The sequence below is a fragment of the Rhodococcus sp. 21391 genome (assembly GCF_016772255.1).
Classification (GTDB): domain Bacteria; phylum Actinomycetota; class Actinomycetes; order Mycobacteriales; family Mycobacteriaceae; genus Rhodococcus_F; species Rhodococcus_F opacus.
Map to the genome: position 1 here is coordinate 7,425,897 of NZ_CP063781.1, position 16,428 is coordinate 7,442,324.

At 65.2% G+C, this 16,428-nt stretch carries 16 protein-coding genes; 9 read left to right on the forward strand and 7 right to left on the reverse strand.

The window, feature by feature from the left end:
* Positions 1–7: 7 nt before the first annotated feature.
* The 5 genes from GO592_RS34490 to GO592_RS34510 all read right to left on the reverse strand — a co-directional run bounded on the left by GO592_RS34490 (position 8) and on the right by GO592_RS34510 (position 4,207).
* On the reverse strand, positions 8–241 hold the full coding sequence (locus GO592_RS34490) for a DUF3263 domain-containing protein (protein WP_172651828.1): 234 nt from the start codon (positions 239–241) through the stop codon (positions 8–10).
* 201 nt (positions 242–442) lie between these two features.
* Entirely contained in the window at positions 443–1,201 is a 759-nt protein-coding gene (locus tag GO592_RS34495; RefSeq protein ID WP_105422024.1) for a 3-hydroxyacyl-CoA dehydrogenase, read from the reverse strand.
* Positions 1,202–1,203: 2 nt separating this feature from the next.
* A complete protein-coding gene (locus GO592_RS34500) occupies positions 1,204–2,307 on the reverse strand; it encodes an acyl-CoA dehydrogenase family protein (RefSeq protein ID WP_157951458.1) in 1,104 nt (367 codons plus the stop codon).
* Positions 2,304–3,476, reverse strand: coding sequence for an acyl-CoA dehydrogenase family protein (locus tag GO592_RS34505; protein ID WP_172651825.1), 1,173 nt, complete (start codon positions 3,474–3,476; stop codon positions 2,304–2,306). The genes GO592_RS34500 and GO592_RS34505 overlap by 4 nt, the downstream gene beginning before the upstream one ends.
* Positions 3,473–4,207: an enoyl-CoA hydratase-related protein gene (locus tag GO592_RS34510; RefSeq protein WP_105422030.1), complete on the reverse strand. Its 735-nt coding sequence runs from the start codon at positions 4,205–4,207 to the stop codon at positions 3,473–3,475. The genes GO592_RS34505 and GO592_RS34510 overlap by 4 nt, the downstream gene beginning before the upstream one ends.
* A 147-nt stretch (positions 4,208–4,354) precedes the next feature.
* On the opposite strand from GO592_RS34510, the gene GO592_RS34515 reads away from it, so the two are divergent.
* The 9 genes from GO592_RS34515 to GO592_RS34555 all read left to right on the forward strand — a co-directional run bounded on the left by GO592_RS34515 (position 4,355) and on the right by GO592_RS34555 (position 13,602).
* On the forward strand, positions 4,355–5,257 hold the full coding sequence (locus tag GO592_RS34515) for an SDR family NAD(P)-dependent oxidoreductase (protein ID WP_172651824.1): 903 nt from the start codon (positions 4,355–4,357) through the stop codon (positions 5,255–5,257).
* Between the two features lie 14 nt (positions 5,258–5,271).
* The gene (locus tag GO592_RS34520) at positions 5,272–6,147 is read left to right on the forward strand and encodes a MaoC/PaaZ C-terminal domain-containing protein (RefSeq protein ID WP_105422032.1); all 876 of its coding nucleotides are present in this window, start codon (positions 5,272–5,274) and stop codon (positions 6,145–6,147) included.
* Positions 6,144–6,953 (forward strand): enoyl-CoA hydratase/isomerase family protein, encoded by an 810-nt coding sequence (locus GO592_RS34525; protein WP_202715078.1) that lies wholly within the window; start codon positions 6,144–6,146, stop codon positions 6,951–6,953. The genes GO592_RS34520 and GO592_RS34525 overlap by 4 nt, the downstream gene beginning before the upstream one ends.
* A 2-nt stretch (positions 6,954–6,955) precedes the next feature.
* On the forward strand, positions 6,956–7,744 hold the full coding sequence (locus tag GO592_RS34530) for an enoyl-CoA hydratase-related protein (protein ID WP_073358121.1): 789 nt from the start codon (positions 6,956–6,958) through the stop codon (positions 7,742–7,744).
* Positions 7,741–8,967, forward strand: a complete 1,227-nt coding sequence (locus GO592_RS34535) for a CaiB/BaiF CoA transferase family protein (protein ID WP_237737183.1) — start codon at positions 7,741–7,743, stop codon at positions 8,965–8,967. Before GO592_RS34530 ends, GO592_RS34535 begins: the two co-directional genes overlap by 4 nt.
* 1 nt (position 8,968) lies before the next feature.
* Positions 8,969–10,336 (forward strand): OB-fold domain-containing protein, encoded by a 1,368-nt coding sequence (locus tag GO592_RS34540; protein WP_157951460.1) that lies wholly within the window; start codon positions 8,969–8,971, stop codon positions 10,334–10,336.
* Positions 10,333–11,523: an acetyl-CoA acetyltransferase gene (locus tag GO592_RS34545; RefSeq protein WP_073358051.1), complete on the forward strand. Its 1,191-nt coding sequence runs from the start codon at positions 10,333–10,335 to the stop codon at positions 11,521–11,523. Before GO592_RS34540 ends, GO592_RS34545 begins: the two co-directional genes overlap by 4 nt.
* Before the next feature lie 53 nt (positions 11,524–11,576).
* Positions 11,577–12,545: a hypothetical protein gene (locus GO592_RS34550; protein ID WP_172651819.1), complete on the forward strand. Its 969-nt coding sequence runs from the start codon at positions 11,577–11,579 to the stop codon at positions 12,543–12,545.
* A gap of 331 nt (positions 12,546–12,876) precedes the next feature.
* Positions 12,877–13,602, forward strand: coding sequence for a FadR/GntR family transcriptional regulator (locus GO592_RS34555; RefSeq protein WP_073358053.1), 726 nt, complete (start codon positions 12,877–12,879; stop codon positions 13,600–13,602).
* Between the two features lie 97 nt (positions 13,603–13,699).
* Here GO592_RS34555 and GO592_RS34560 read toward each other — a convergent pair whose 3' ends face one another.
* Positions 13,700–14,905: an MFS transporter gene (locus tag GO592_RS34560; protein WP_202715080.1), complete on the reverse strand. Its 1,206-nt coding sequence runs from the start codon at positions 14,903–14,905 to the stop codon at positions 13,700–13,702.
* 146 nt (positions 14,906–15,051) lie between these two features.
* Positions 15,052–16,389, reverse strand: coding sequence for a CapA family protein (locus tag GO592_RS34565; RefSeq protein WP_172651818.1), 1,338 nt, complete (start codon positions 16,387–16,389; stop codon positions 15,052–15,054).
* Positions 16,390–16,428: the final 39 nt, after the last annotated feature.

The following is a 16,428-nucleotide window of genomic DNA, read 5'->3' on the forward strand; positions in this document are numbered from 1 at the left end:
CACAGGCCTACCGGACCGGTACAACCCCGTATCGAGTCAGCTTGACGGCGCAAAAGTCGCGAAGTGTCAATCGTGCAGTGAGATCGAGATCCTCGATGAATCGTTTCTCCAGTGTCTGGTGTAACCGCTGGTAGAACAACGCCGGAGAGATCCCGAATTCGGGGAGGATGTACTCGTCTCCACCTCCGTAGTGGGACCACATTTGCGCAAACTTGATCATTGAGTAGTCGATGTCGGTCATCTCTCCTCCAACGTGCAGTGCAGGATTCCATTCGCTGTGGTGCGCGTGTGGGTGTCACGGGCAGGGCAGTGAGCGGGCGAGTGTGGGTCAGCTTCGACGGGCCGACACACCGCTGCTGGGCGGTGGGTCAGCCCGTCGCCAGCTTGCGTGCTACAGGCGTGGTTCGGCGGCTGATGTGCCGTTGCAGCGCACCGTCGATCGTTACTTGGGTGGCATGCGGATGGCTCCGTCGAGGCGGATCGTTTCTCCGTTCAGCATGGGGTTCTCGACGATGTGCTCGACCAACTGAGCGAATTCTTCCGGTTTTCCGAGGCGGCTGGGGTGAGGAACCTGGGCTCCCAGTGCCTTCTGGGCCGCGGGCGGAAGCCCGAGCAGCATCGGGGTTTCGAAGATTCCTGGTGCGACGGAGCAGACGCGGATCGCGTGTTCTGCGAGGTCACGTGCGGCGGTGAGGGTCAGTCCGTGAACGCCGGCCTTCGACGAGCTGTAGGCGGCCTGACCGATCTGACCGTCAAAGGCAGCGATCGACGCGGTCATCACAATGACGCCGCGTTCGCCGTCCACCAATTCGTGAGTGCGCATGGAGTCGGCAGCGAGCCGCAGGACGTTGAAGGTTCCGATCAGATTGACCTCGATGACCTTCCGGAACTGGTCGAGGTCGTGCGGACCGTTGCGGCCGATGATCCGCTTGGGAGGTGCGATCCCCGCACAGTTGACGACGGTGCGCAAAGGTACGTCGGTGAACTGTGACAGTGCGGCCTGCACGTCTGCTTCGCTGGTTACATCTGTGGGCGCGAACGCGCACCGCTCGCCGAGCTCCGCGGCGATGGATTCGCCCGCGGACCCGGGAAGGTCAGCGATCACGACGTGGGCGCCGGCCTTGTGGAGTCGTTGAGCAGTGGCGAGGCCGAGCCCCGAGGCGCCGCCGGTGACGAGCACTCCCTGATTGTCGAGTTTCATAGTTATCCCTTCGAGAGGTTGGAGGTGGCCGCGGCTGCAAGACCACCCAGGGCGGCGCCGGAGGAGAGGACAGTCAGCGCTGCCCAAACATCGCCGGCGTATGTGGTGCGTACGAGGTCGGCGATCTGGGCCGACCAGTGAGCTTCGGTTCCGAATTCGTCCCGCCACGACCAGAGCCTGGTCGAATGGAAATGCAGGGGGTGCTCGGCGGTCAGTCCCATCGCCCCGTGTAGTTGATGAGCGGCTCGGGCTACTTTGGTCGCTGCCGTCGAGGTCTGTACTTTCGCGGCGGCAATGGCCAGGACGGCTGGGGCGGCAGGGGAGCGTCCCGGTGCGGGAAGCTGCTGTACTGCCGCGATGACGGCTGACTCGGCCGCCGCGGCGTCCTCGGCGATGGTTGCGATCGTGTGCTGCACGATCTGGTGCGCGGCAAGGGGTTTGCGGAATTGATGCCTGACCAGTACGTACTCGTGGGAGAGGCGGAGGCACGAGCGGAGGGCGCCCAGTAGTTGGCAGCTGCGCCCCAGCGCTCCCAAGAGCATCACTTCGTCGATGACGTCTTCATCCATCACGTTGTGGACGCCGATCTCGGTGTCGACATGGAGATCGTCGCGGGGTTCGGTTCCCAGGCTCAGTCGCGGGGTCGCGACCAGATCCTTCCGGTTGACCCGGACGAACGCGACCTTCCCTGATGTGGTGGGAACAAGGGCCCACAGCTCGTCGCAGACGCTGCCCCATGGCACCTTCTCGAAGGCTGCGGTGAGGTGCCAGCCCCGGGTGGTCTTCGTCAGCGTGCTGGTCCTGCGCGCCGCGACTGATGCGGTGACCAGTCCAGGGGGGAGCGTGTTCCCGGTCTTCGCGGCCAGGTGGCTGGCAATGAACAGGCACTCGGTCAGAGGGGCGGCGATTCCGGCCTGAGCCGCTCGGATGGTGACGGTGGCGGCATCCGACCAGTCGCCGCCGGCGCCGCCGAGACTGTCTTCGATACCGACACGGGTGAGGTCGGATTCGACAAGCCTGGACCAGGCGGTCCCGTCGATATTCTCACCGGCACAAGCGTCTTCCTTACCGAAAAGCTGCGACAGCAAGGAATCCAAGTCACTCATGAAACTTCCAATGCTCGCGCGATGATTCCGCGCATGATCTCGTTGGTGCCACCCCGGAGGGTGAAGCCAGGGGCGTGGGTTTGGGCCTGGGCGAACCATCGGGAAACATCGGACGCCCGCTGCGGGTCGGCGATGCTATCCATCCACCGTCGGGTGATGTCGATCGTGTCGTTCTCGAGAGTCGTCCCGAGATCCTTGACGATCGCCGCCGCCACCCCCGGCGCCTCGGCACCGTCGAGGTGATGATTGATCCGCGTCGACATCGCGCGAAGCACGGACAACCGGGCGATGACGGACCCGAGATCTTCGTCCCGCGCCTGATTCGGCTCGCCCTTGTCGGACGCGAGGGCGGCGAACATCGGAAACGTCGACAGGAAACGTTCCGGGCCGCTGCGCTCGAAGCCGAGTTCACCCATGACCTGCCGCCAGCCGCCGCCGACACGACCGAGCACGTTGTCATCGGGGACGAAGACGTCGTCGAAGATCACCTCACAGAAATGTTCGCGCCCGTCCAACGTCCGGATGGGCCGCACTGTGATCCCCGGTTGCCGCATATCGATGATGACCTGGGTCAGCGCCTCGGCAGCTCGTTCCTCGACTCGTCCGGTTCGGACCAGCGCCAGCATGTAATGCGCCTTGTCGGCGTGGCTGGTCCAGATCTTCGATCCGTTCACCAGCCATCCACCGGTCGTCTGTGACGCGCGGCTGCGCACCGATCCGAGATCGGATCCGGATTCCGGTTCGCTCATGCCGATGCAGAAGAAGAGTTCACCGCGGGTCATCGCTGGGAGAAAGAACTCCCGTTGTGCCTCGGAGCCATGGCGCAGTAGCGAGGGGCCGATCTGGCGGTCGGAGAACCAGTGCGCCGCCACCGGTGCGCCGGCGGCCAGTAGTTCCTCGATCACGGCGAACCGTGCGGGTGCCGATGTCGCTCGCCCGCCGTACTGCTCGGGCCAGGTCATTCCGATCCAGCCTTGCCGGCCCAGTTCGGCGGAGAATGCAACCGAGTGGCCGGAGAGCCAGCTGTCGCATTCGGAGATCATCAGACCCGATTGCGTGGCCTGCTCGAGGAAGGCGCGGACGCGGTGACGTTCGGCGGTGATCTCTTCTGGTTCGGGGGCGACGGATTCGGTGAAGAGTTCGAGCACCGACTCGACGGCCGTACTCATCGGCCGACCTTGAATTGTTCACGGAACTCGGGCCTACGCACGCTCGTCAGCTGTTCTCGAAGCTCGTGTTCCATCGCCTGGGCGTGGTCGCGAAACTGTGCCGATGACCGCAACGTCGACTTCACCTGGACTGCGAGCGCACGGGGGGCGCGTGTGATGGTTCGGCAGAAGTCGAAGCTGGCGGGGAGCAGGTCGCTGTCTGGCACACAGGACCAGGCCAACCCGAGCTCTTTGGCGCGGGCACCGTCGACGGCTGCTCCGAACAGGGTCACTGCGGCGGCCGCCTGCGGACCGACCACTTCGTTCAGCATCCAGGTGTGACCGCCACCGGGATGGATAGGGATCTGAATGAACCGGGCATCGAAGACCGCCGACTCCGCGGCGATCCTTACATCGCAGGCGAGGGCGAGGTTGAAACCCGCCCCGACCGCCGGGCCGTTGACGGCCGCCACCGTGGGCAGCCGGAAGTTGCGGACGAGGAGAAACGCCTCGTAGATGCGTCGGAGGACCTGTTCATCGGCGTGGATCAGGGCACCGCGGTCGGCGCCCGCGCAGAACGCCGAACCAGCTCCGGTTACCACGACTGCTCTCACTGACGGGATGCCCTCCAAGTGGGTGAGAGCGTCGGCGAGTTCGTCGGCGAGATCGACAGTGATCGCATTACGTCGTGCGGGATCGTTCAACGTAACCACACCTATGCCTTCGACACAGTCGGTGTCGATGACTCCCATGCGAGCTCCTTCCGGGGACGATTGCGAATTATTGGAATCTGGCGCAAGATTAACCTAATGTGTCAAGTGGGCGGCGTCACGTGGTCGTTGCCACGTCGTTGCGGTCACATCGCGCAGCGGTGTAAGTCGAGAAGAGGAGATGATCGAATGACCAGCAGGGTCGCGGTGGTTACCGGAGCGGGCCGTGGGATCGGGCGTGCAGTGGCACTCTCGTTGGCGGGTGCCGGGTGGTCCGTTGTCGTCAACGACCTGGGTGCCGGGCCGCAGGGAAACGGAGCGGACGACGGACCCGCCGAGACTGTCGCGAAGGAAATCCGCGACGCCGGCGGGCAGGCGCTGGCGAGCACAGCGGACATCAGCAACTGGGATGCGTCCCGGGAGATGATCCGCTCGGCCGTCGACGAATTCGGTCAGCTCGACGGCGTCGTGAACTGCGCCGGCATCCTGCGGGACGGCATTTTCCACAAGATGCCCGAGTCCGACTGGGATTCGGTACTCAAGGTGCACCTGAAGGGCAGTTTCTCGGTGAGCAGGGCGGCCGCCGAAGTCTTCCGCGAGCAGTCGTTCGGCGCGTTCGTCCACATGACCTCGACGGCCGGTCTGATCGGCAATCTTGCACAGGCGAACTACTCCGCCGCCAAGCTCGGCATCGTCGGCCTGTCGCGGTCGATCGCACTGGACATGGCCCGGTACAACGTCCGGTCGAACACGATCGCCCCCTTCGCGTGGAGCCGGTTGATCGGAACCCTGCCGGACGAGACGCCGGCGGAGAAGGCCCGGCTCGCACGGATGAAAGCAATGAAGCCCGAACAGGTTGCGCCCCTGGTCAACTACCTGCTCGGTGAGGAGGCCGAGAACATCAGTGGCCAGATCTTCGTGGTGCGCGGCAACGAGATCATGCTGATGAGCCAGCCGCGACCACTCAAGACGATGACCCGCACGGACGGCTGGAGCGCCGAGACGCTGGCCTCGCACTTCGGGCCCGCCATCGCCACTAGCCTCGTCCCGCTCGAGACCTCGCCGCAGATCTTCTCCTACGACCCCGCCTGAAAGGCGAACACGCGATGACTATCGACGCCGCAAAACTGCTCGATTATCCGTTCCCGACGTCCGAGCACTCCTACACCGCGCGCGATGCCATGCTCTACGCGCTCGGGGTCGGCCTGGGCTCGGATCCGACCGACGAGGCGGAACTCCCGTACGTCTACGAACGCAATCTCACGGTTCTGCCCACCATGGCAGCGGTCATCGGCCACCCCGGCCCGTGGTTCCGGGATCCCGCCACCGGCATCGACTGGGTGCACGTCGTCCACGGTGAGCAGTCGCTCGAGATTCACGCCCCGCTGCACCCAGACAACCCCCTTCGGTGCGAGACACAGGTGGTCGACGTCGAGGACAAGGGGCCGGGCCGCGGAGCCCTCGTCCGCTGGCGACGCCGCCTCTTCGACGCGCAGACCGGTGCACTGGTCGCCACCTCCGACAGCACGCTGTTCTGCCGCAAGGATGGCGGCTTCGGCGGGCCGGTCCGGCCCAAGCAACCGGCCACGCCGTGGCCGGAGGGCTCTCCGACGGCGTCCGTCGAGAGCGAGATTTCACCGCGAGCGGCGTTGATCTACCGACTCAGCGGCGACTACAACCCCGTGCACGCCGACCCGAAGATCGCGGTCGAGGCCGGTTTCGAGCGCCCGATTCTGCACGGTCTGTGCACCTTCGCGCACGCGACGTGGTCGGTGATCCGAGAGCTGGCCGACGGCGACGTCGGCGCCCTCGAGTCCGTTCAGGTGCGCTTCAAGGCGCCCGTCTTCCCGGGCCAGCGGCTGCGGACGGATATGTGGCAGGACGGTGACACGGTCCGGTTCCGGTCGTTCACCGACGACGGTGCGGTGATGGTCCTCGACGGTGGCCAGCTCGAGTTGCGATCGGAACGGAGAGCGAAATGACGGACGTGACGCAGCTTGGCTCCTCCGACATCCTCTATGAGGTCGACGAGTTGGGCATCGCGACGATCACCTTGTCCCGCCCGGACACGCTCAATGCGCTGACCACCGAGATGTTGACCGCGACCTTGCCTGCGCTGTGCCGCGAGGTGACCGACGACGACCGGGTCAAGGTAGTCGTGATCACCGGCGCCGGCCGCGGATTCTGCTCGGGCGCAGACGTCAAGGAACGCATTCCCAAGGTCGTCGAAGCCGCCGATGCGACGACATTGGAGCGTGCGGTCGGGGCCTTCGTGCAGCCGGTGTGGTCGATTCCCAAACCCGTCATTGCCGCGGTCAACGGCGTCGCCGGCGGCGGTGGAATGTCCATCGCGTGCGCCGCGGACTTCCGCTTCCTCGCGCACTCGGCGACGTTCGTGGCGGCGTTCGTGCGGCGGGGCATGATGCCCGACAGTGGCCTGACGTACCTGTTGCCCCGGTTGATTCCCCGCTCGCGTGCCGCCAGGATCCTGATGACCGGGGCGACCGTGACACCGGATGAGGCGCTGCAACTGGGTCTCGCCGACGAGGTCGTGCCCGACGCCGAACTGAGCAACGCGGTGCACGAATTCGCCGCGCAGCTGGCGGCCGGGCCCGCGGTGGCGCTCTCGTTCACCAAACGCGCAATCCAGCGTTCGGATCAGCTCACCCTGGAGGGGCAGCTCGAATTCGAGAGCTGGGGGCAACACATCTGTTTCAAGACAGCCGACTTCGCCGAAGGTCTCGCGGCCTTCGCGGAGCGCAGGACACCAGTTTTCAAGGGACGATGAACGTGACATACACCGATATCATTTACACCGCGCGCGACGGCGTGGCCACCATCACCATCAACCGGCCGGAGTCGCTCAACGCGCTGCGCACCACAACGGTCCAGGAATTGATCGAAGCGTTCCGGCGCGCCGACGAGGACCCGACGATCGGCGTCGCGGTGCTGACCGGGGCGGGCGACCGCGCCTTCTGCGTCGGCGCGGACCAGAAGGAACTGGTCTCGCGTCTGGACGCCCGGGGATGGCGGGCGGTGGCGCAGCAACTGCGCGATCTGTTCGCCACGATGCGCGGGATCGGCATTCCCATCATCGCCGCCGTGAACGGCTGGTGCATCGGCGGCGGTCACGAACTGCACTGCTTCGCCGACATCACCATCGCCGACGAGGGCGCCCGGTTCGGCCAGGTCGGGGCCAAGGTCGGTGGCGCGCCGATCTACCTCACCCGCCTGCTGCCGAAGATCGTCGGCGAGAAGAAGGCCCGCGAGATCATGATGTTGTGCGAGCAGTACACCGCTCAAGAAGCCCTCCAGATGGGCCTGATCAACCGGATCGCCCCGAGCGGCACCCTCGACGACGCCGTCGAGAAGATGTGCCAGGACCTGCTCGGTAAGAGCCCGACCGTCCTGCGAGTCCTCAAGACCGCGATCGGTGCCGAGAACGTGCTCGGCGACGACGTCATCCCGATGATCGTCGAAAGCCTCGCCTCCTTCTTCGGCTCTGACGAACAGCGCGAGGCCACAACAGCATTCGCGGAGAAGCGCGAACCGAACTACAACAAGTTTCGGAGGGCATGATGTCCTATCCATCCGGTACCTACCCGGTCGCGGGGCCGCTGAACGGAATCAAGATCATCGCGTTCGAGCACGCCTGGGCGGCTCCGTACGGGACCATGATGCTCGCCGATATGGGGGCGGACGTGGTCAAGGTCGAGCCCCCGGGAACCGGCGATCACGTCCGTGCATGGACCCGCAACGACCTCGACGGACTGAGCCCCCACTTCCTGGCGGTGAACCGGAACAAGCGGTCCATCGTCCTCGACCTCAAATCTCCCGAGGGACTCGCCACGGCCAAGCGGTTGATCGCCGAAGCCGATGCCGTGGTCGAGAACTTCTCGCCCGGCGTGATGCGTAAACTCGGGCTCGATTACGACACCCTGACCGAATCGCACCCCGATCTCGTGTACTGCTCGGTCAGCGGATTCGGCGAGACCGGACCCTACAGCGACCGCCGCGCCTACGACCTGCTGATTCAGGCCGAAGGCGGGTTGCTGTCGGTGACCGGGACCGATGAGGAGTCGCCGGCCAAAGTCGGGACCGCCGTGGTCGACGTGCTCGCCGCCATGGTCGCAGCATTCTCCCTCGCCTCCGCGCTCCGCGGGAAGGAAGCCCTCGGGCAGGGCCGCTACATCGATGTCTCCATGCTCGACGTGGCCGCGTCGACCATGGCATTCAACATCTTCAGCTACGGACTCTCCGGTGTGATGCCCAAGCCGATCGGAACAGCGCACCCACTGCTGGCTCCCTACGAGGTCTATTCCACCGCCACAACTCCGGTCGCGATCGCCATCCTGACCGAGGCGCACTGGGCCACCTTCTGCTCCGTACTCGAACGCGAAGATCTCTGTACCCAAACAGAGTTCGCGACAGCACCGATGCGGGTCAGCAATCGAGAACTACTCAACGAGCAACTCCGCCCGATCTTCGACAAGTGGGACGGCCCCGAGCTGGTCGATACACTCGCCGGCGCCGGCCTCGCCTGCGCCAGTGTCAACGACGTCGCCGCGATCCTCGAGCACCCTCAGCTGCACGACCGGGACTTCTTCTCCGAGTGGAATGTTCGAGGACACGACCTCATCGCGCCCGGTGCGCCCTGGCGGATGACCGGAAACGCGAAGCAACCCCAGGATCGGCTCCCCGCCGACAGGCCGGGGCAGCATGCCGCGGACATCCTGCGGGACTGGATCGGCGCCGACAGCGCCGAGATCGATGACCTGTCGGCCAGGGGAGCTCTGGGGTGAGATGGTGAAGACCGAAATCGGGATCCGCACGGCCGCAAGCTACTTTCCCCGCTACCGGCTGACCGGAGCCGAAATAGCCAGAAGCCACAACCGTGAAGGTGGGCGCGGTCAACGCAGCCTCGCCGGGCCGGACGAAGATTCCCTCACCCTCGCGATCGAGGCGGCCCGCCGACTGCCGACCGAGGCACTGCGACAGACCAAGGCATTGGTCTTCTGCTCCACGACGGCGCCCTACCTGGTGAAGAACAACGCCAGTGCGGCGCACGCCGCACTGGGCCTCGATCCCAATGTGCCCGCCTACGACGCCGGAGGCTCGCTTCGGTCGGTGCTCGGTGTCTTACTGTCCGCCGAACCGGGAACACTCATCCTGGCCGGCGACATCAACACCTCCCGGCCGGGTTCACCCATCGAACTGCTGCACGGCGACGCCGGTGCCGCGTTGTTGATCGGTGACGCCGACTCTGCCGCGGCAGTCATCACCGGCTCCGTGAGCATGACCGAGGAGATCCAAGACCATTGGCGTGACCCCAAAAAGCCCTGGATCAGCCAGTCGGAAGACCGGTTCCCGGTCTCGCGGTACCTGTCGCTGCTCTCGGATGCTCTCAAAGACTCCCAGGTCGATACCTGTGATCAGGTCGTGGTCAGCACACCCTCGGCGCGGTTGACGAAGGCGGCTGGCAAGGAACTCGCCGCCCTGGGTACCGTCCACACCCTCGACGGGGTCGGGTACGCGGGCACCGCAGATTTGCTGGTGAAGCTGTCCGATGCACTCGCCGCCGCCAGCAGCGGTCACACGCTGACCGCGGTCAGCCTGGCCGACGGCTGCGATGTACTCACGGTGCGCGTCACCGACAACGTGCACGGTGCCTTCCACCCCGGCCCAATCGGCTCCGGTGTGGTCCCCAGCTATCTGGATGCCCTCACCTGGCGTGGAATCCTCGACCGGGAGCCTCCACGACGACCGGAACCGCGGACCGTCAGCGCTCCCGCCGCGATGCGCGGCGTGAAGTGGAAGTACGCGCTGCAGGGATCCACCTGCCTGGCATGCGGCAATGTGTCGACACCACCTCAACAAGTGTGTGTCCGGTGCGGCTCGACCGAGCACGGCGACCCGGTCGTGATGACGGACAAGAACGCCACCATTCGAACTTTCAGTGTGGACCGGCTGGCGTACACCCTGAACCCGCCGATGGTCGCGGCAGTCGTCGGCTTCGACGGGGGAGGGCGGCTGGAAGTGGAGATCACCGACACCGATCCCGACTCACTGTTCGTCGGCGCGCCGGCGCGGATGACGTTTCGCCGCCGCCATTCCAGTGGTGGCGTGCACAACTACGTGTGGAAAGCAACAGCGGAGGGCGGTGCACAGTGAGTAGCCATGGCATCAGCGACAAGGTCGCCATCGTGGGAATGGGCTGCACACGATTCGGTGAACTGTGGGATCGCAGCACCTCGGATCTCCTCGTCGAAGCGGCCACCGACTGCCTGAAAAGCGCCAATGCGTCCCTGGACGATGTGGACGCATTTTGGCTCGGCACGATGGATTCGGGGTACAGCGGACTGACCTTGTCCACCGCCCTCAAGTCCCGGGGAAAACCGGTGACGCGCGTGGAGAACATGTGCGCCTCGGGGTCGGAGTCCCTGCGTGGTGCCGTCTACGCGGTGGCCTCCGGCGCCTACGACGTCGTGATGGCCACCGGAGTCGAGAAACTGAAGGACTCCGGATTCTCCGGACTGGTCCGAAACGACCCGCCGGACGACGGTACATCGGTGGAAACCACGGCGCCAGCAGCATTCTCGTACTTAGCTCCCGCGTACGAGCAGGCATACGACGTCGACCCGACGATGATGCGCAAGACCCTCAGCCATATCGCTGTGAAGAACCACGCGAACGGCGCGTTGAATCCGCGGGCGCAGTTCCGCACTCCTGTTACGGCCGAGGCGGTCTCGCGGTCGCCGTTGGTGGCCGGATCGCTCGGGGTGCTCGACTGCTCCGGAGTTGCCGACGGTGCCGCGGCGGCTCTCGTCGTGCGGGCCGAGGACGCGTACAAGTACACCGACACTCCGATGTTCGTCAAAGCGCTGTCGGTGGTGGCAGGAAACGGATACTCCATCCTCGACGACGACGCGTCGTTCGCCTCGGTGCCGGAAGTCGTCACCTGTGCGGCCGATGCGTACCGGCAGGCCGGCATCACCGACCCACGGCGAGAAATCTCGCTCGCCGAAGTCCACGACTGCTTCACCCCGACTGAGCTCGTGCTCATGGAAGATCTCGGATTCTCCGAACGAGGACACGGATGGCTCGACGTCCTCGACGGTGTCTTCGACGCGGACGGCGCCCTGCCGGTCAACATCGACGGAGGACTCAAGTCGTTCGGACACCCGATCGGAGCGACGGGCCTGCGAATGATGTTCGAGTGCTGGCTGCAATTCCGCGGCGAGGCAGGACCGCGGCAACTGAAGGATCCCAAGATCGGACTCACCCACAACCTTGGCGGACGGCCAGGCCGATGCGTCTCCTTCGTCGGCATTGTCGGCAAGGAACTGTCGGACCACTGACGACGACGGTTACACAGACCGTCTTCACGTTGTAATCACCGAAAGGAACGAAATTGTCCATTCTCGAACCAGCCGAATTGACCCAGGACTTGGAGGGCACCTACTACAGCCCGAAGATGCAGTGGTGGTGCGCGCACGCCGACCTCGTCGACGAGGCCGGCAACGATACGGCCCTGTACTTCTGGCCGGCACTCGGATCGCTCGACGAAGCCTGGATCTGCTCGCTGCACACCAAGGATGAGGTCATCGACCTCACGCAGCTGTACCAGCCGCTCGGCACCTTCAAGACCTCGCGGTCGGGTGTCGACGTCCAGTTCGGTAACCAGTACATCCGCGGCACCTTCCCCGAGTACGACATCTACGTCGAAGGCACGCACAACGGCGAGGAGGTGTCGCTCGAGGTCCACATGAGCGCGGAGACGCCGGCGTTCGAGGCACTGCCGAACCTGCGCGGTATCACCTGGCACTACGTTCCCCGTTTCACAGTGCAGGGAACGCTCACCCGCGGGGGGACCTCGACCAGTGTGAAGGGGGCCGGCTACCTCGAACGGCGCCGCGGACGCTTCTGGACTCCGGGTATCAACCGCGGTCTGTGGGAGAGCATCCCCGGAGCCGGAGAATCGCCGTTCAGCATTCCGCTCTTCTACAAGGTCTGGAAGAACGACGGAAGCATCCAGCTCCAGACGCTGACGTTCACAGTCGACGGCAAGTCGATGGTGGACTTCGGCGACGTAGAGGTCGACATCCAGGAGACTGCCAAGCTCCCCGGGTTCGAGGAGATCGACCACCCGATGCGCTACCGGCTCACCGCGGAGGGCGATGGCGGCAGCGCCTCCATCGATGTGGTGCGCAACCCGAACCGACTGGCTCTGCGGGACTACTTCGATGACCCGGACCCGCGGGCCAAGTGGGCCGGTCTCTACGGGGCCGGACACGCCACCGGCGTCGTTACCTACCAGGGCCAGGAACACCGCGTCGACGCGCCCACCTACGGTAGTGCGCTCTACTTCTACGAGAAGTAATCAGAGGTGACCCGGCCGGGGCCGAACTCGCGCGGACCCGGCCGGGTCGACTGCACTCCCCGCACACTCGAAATCCAACAGCTGACGGGCGGCGCAGACACACCGCGCGGAACCCGACTTGCTGGTAGGGGAATGATAAGATTTTGTCGAATGATGCACCTAACTCCTGTGGCTGAGAGGGTGACACCCATACTGCGCGGTCACAGGCATTGACGAAAGGTCCGGTGTGGCCGATATGCCTGCGCTGAGTACGAACGGGGAACGTAGCACCGCAACTCCCGTGCGGTCTTTTGCCGTCGCAAGTGACCGCAAGTTGCCCAAGGCTGCGGCCATGTTGGCGCAGGAAATCCGCGCCAAGATTCTCGGCTACGGCCTCGAACCGGGTACGGCGCTACCGAGCGAACCCGAGCTGATCGAGCAGAGCGGTCTCGGACGAGCCTCGGTCAGAGAAGCGATCAGGCTTCTCGAAGCGCAGGGCCTCGTTGTCATCAAGCGCGGCTCTCACGGCGGCATCTTCGTCGCGCAGCCCGATCTGTCGAGTCTGAGCCACGGAATCGCGCCGGTGCTCACACTGTCGAAGGCGCCGCTGCGTGATCTGACGACCTATCGGAAGATGGTCGAGCCGCCAGCGGCAGGCCTCGCCGCCTCCATCGCGAGCAAGGAGGACAAGTGCAGCCTGCTCAAGCTCGCCGAGCACGGCTCGATGCCGGGATACAACAATGAGGTCGCCTTCCACGAGCGTGTCGCCGAGCTGGCCGACAACCTGCTGTTGCGCGTGTTGGTCATGGTGCCGCATGACCTTCTCCGAGAACATCTTCGCAGCGAATCGATAGATGATTCGGTCGTCGACGAAGCGAATAATGCGCACATGGCTATCGCCAAAGCGATCGTGGCTGGCGATTCCGCCCGCGCTACGCGCGCGATGATGAAACACCTCGAGGCCTTCGAAGAGCGGATGGGTCGCGCCGGTCGACTCGAACGGCCGATCGTGCCTCAAGAACAATGGCTGCGGGATGTTCCCGAAGGTTTCGGGTCCGTGATGACTGGTTGGCACTGACGACCACAGCAATCGGGCATGGGTGCGACGCGAACGCCGGTCGCATCCATGCCCGTCCTGCGTTCGCACGAGCACGTGCAGTGCGAGAGCAGCAAGACTAGGACGACGTGTGTTCTGATGCGACAGTGGTGCGGTCATCGCGCTCGAGCGGTGAGCCCGAGCGCAGCATGCGTCGGCCGATCATCAACACGCAGGCCGCTATCACCATCGCGCCCGCGACGAGGATCCACCCTGTTGCGAAGCCGAAGTGCATTGCGATGAAACCGAAACAGAGTGGGCCGAGGCATCCGCCCGCGTAGACACCGACCTGTACGGCACCTGTCGCGGTGGCCGGCGACGAGGGATTGAGCCGGATGATCGCGAACTGCAGTAGCCCCGGCCAGGACCAGCCCAGGCCCATGCCCAGTACGACACCCACGAGGAGGGGAACCGTACCCGGTAGGGCGAGGAGCGCAGCCCCGATCGCTCCGAGGGTGAGACTTCCGGCAACATAAGCGAAGTGACCGGTCGGGCGCCGGTCGGCAAGCCACCCGTGCAGCATCCGCATGAACAGTGCGATCACGCTGCCGAGGGTCAAGACCAGCCCGGCGGTCGAGGGAGCGATGCCACGGGACACCGAGGACGCAACGAGGAAGATGGTCATGGCGTTCGCCGCCGCGGCGGCAAGGCTCGCCGCCGCGCCGATGACAGCGAGAGCCAGCGGGGTGGCCGATCGTGCTGCTGGAAGGGGTGGACGCGCTGGCCGGCTGCCACGAGGGGTGGCGGCCAGCGCGCACAGCGCGACCGCGGCGCCGATGACAAAGGACCAACGCCATCCCAACGGCAGTGCGATGGCCGGCACCGCAACTCCGGCGAGCAGTGTCGCAGTCGGAACGGACGCTTGTTTTGCGCCGAAGGACAATCCCAGGCGGTCCGCGGGCATCGACCTCGCCAGCGACGAGTTCGACGACAGCTGGCCCACGACATTGCACCACGCGCTGGCGAGGAGAAGAACGAGCAGCGATCGGTACGACTGCGCAAGACCGGCGATCAGCAACATGAACACTGCCGCTCCGACTACTGCCGCAGTGCTCGACACGCCACTACCGATGCGGTCGATGATTCGGCCGGCGGGCAGTGCAACAGTCGCGCTCACCGCGAAGTAGAGCGCGACCGCCAACCCGAGGCCAGCCGGATCCAGGTGCAGGTCTTCGGCAATCTGCACTGCCAGGGCGCCGGTGAGGAAAACCGGCAGCGCCGTCGAGGTGGTCACCGCGATGGCTCCGGCAGCGACCCGGAAAGTTGTCGGACCTGACGTGATCACTGCAGGACACTCCTCTCAGACATCACCGTGCATGCGGCCGCGGCCGCATGCACGGTGATGGAATGCCTCGATGAGTCGGGCTCAACGAGGGCTTTGGTGCTCTCGCAGAACCGAACTGGACGCGGCGCCGGACTTTCCGTTGGTGATCACGTGGACGTGATCCGGCCGACGTAGAAATCGCCGGTGCGTTCGATCTTCACCCGTGATCCGAAGGGTTCCGACAACTCGTCGAGATGTTCGAGGATGCGGATGGCGTCGTCGGGGGAGGCGAATTCCGGGCACCCGCGGCGGCTTCGCGGTTCGGATCGGCCGAGAGTGATCGGATGCAGCTCCGTGCCGGTCAGGACACCGTCTTCGTACGAGAAGCGGGCGACCACCGACTCCCAGAACTTCGGCTGGTCGGCGTACCCGGTCACCGCGTCGTAGAGGTCGGCGGTGGTCGAGGTCGGTGGCATGCCCTGCTGTTCGTAGACCTCCGGCGGGAAGGCGGAGATCACCTCGAGGTTGAAGACGAAATTGCCCAGCGAGTAGCAGATGGGACGCCCTTTGTAGAGCTCGACCCCACGGAGCATGTGCGGGCCGTGACCAACAACGCCGTGGGCGCCGGCATCGATGAGCCCGTGGGCGAGGGGCCGGAGGAACTCGGCCGGGACCTCGTTGTTCCAGCGGCCCTGGATGCCCTCGTGGCAGTGCAGGCCGACGATCACCAGATCCGCCTGACGCCGCGCCTCGTCCACCACGTACTGCAGTGCTTCGACATCCCGCGTCAACGCATCTTCCTGTACTCGCGGGTTCGCATCCGGGACGAAATGAACCCCCTCGACGGCGATCCCACCGGGCGGCGGCGGGTCGTAGACGTTGCGGTCGGGGTACGGGAAATGGATACCCGGTGCGGTGGTGCCGCTCGAGGTGACGTTGACGCCGGCGTCGGCAAGAATCTCGCGGAGTTCCTCGAAACGGTCCTGCCGAATGTAGTGCGTCTTCTGCAGTCGCACCGGGGCGATACCGGGACGGCCGGCGTCGGCGATGCCAGGGTCGGCGGCGAGGGACAGTCGAGCGTTGCTCGAGCCCGCGGAGATGAAGGCGACACGGCCTCCGGGGGCGTCGAAGTATCGCGGCTGGCGGGCTTCTCGCAATGTGCGGCCGGCGCCCGCGTAGGCAAGTCCGCGTTTTTCGAGTTCCTCCAGTGATGCCACCAGGCCGTCGGTGCCGTAGTCGGTGGCGTGGTTGTTGGCCATGCCGTAGAGGTTGATGCCAAGCCACTCGAACTCGGACAAGAGTTCGGGCTCGACGCCCAGGTGCGTGCCGTGGAACGTGGTCGACGGCTTGCGGCCGGGGCCGGGGAAGACCATCTCCACGTTCGTGATGGTCACGTCGGTGCTGCGCAACAGGTCGACGAGGGCGGTGAAGTTGGCATTCGGGTTCGCCGAGATGCGGTGGGTGACGATGGCGTCGCCGGTGGCGACGACATTTACGGTGGACACTAAGGCTCCTTCTGGGTACCGCTAATTATTGTCCGGTCG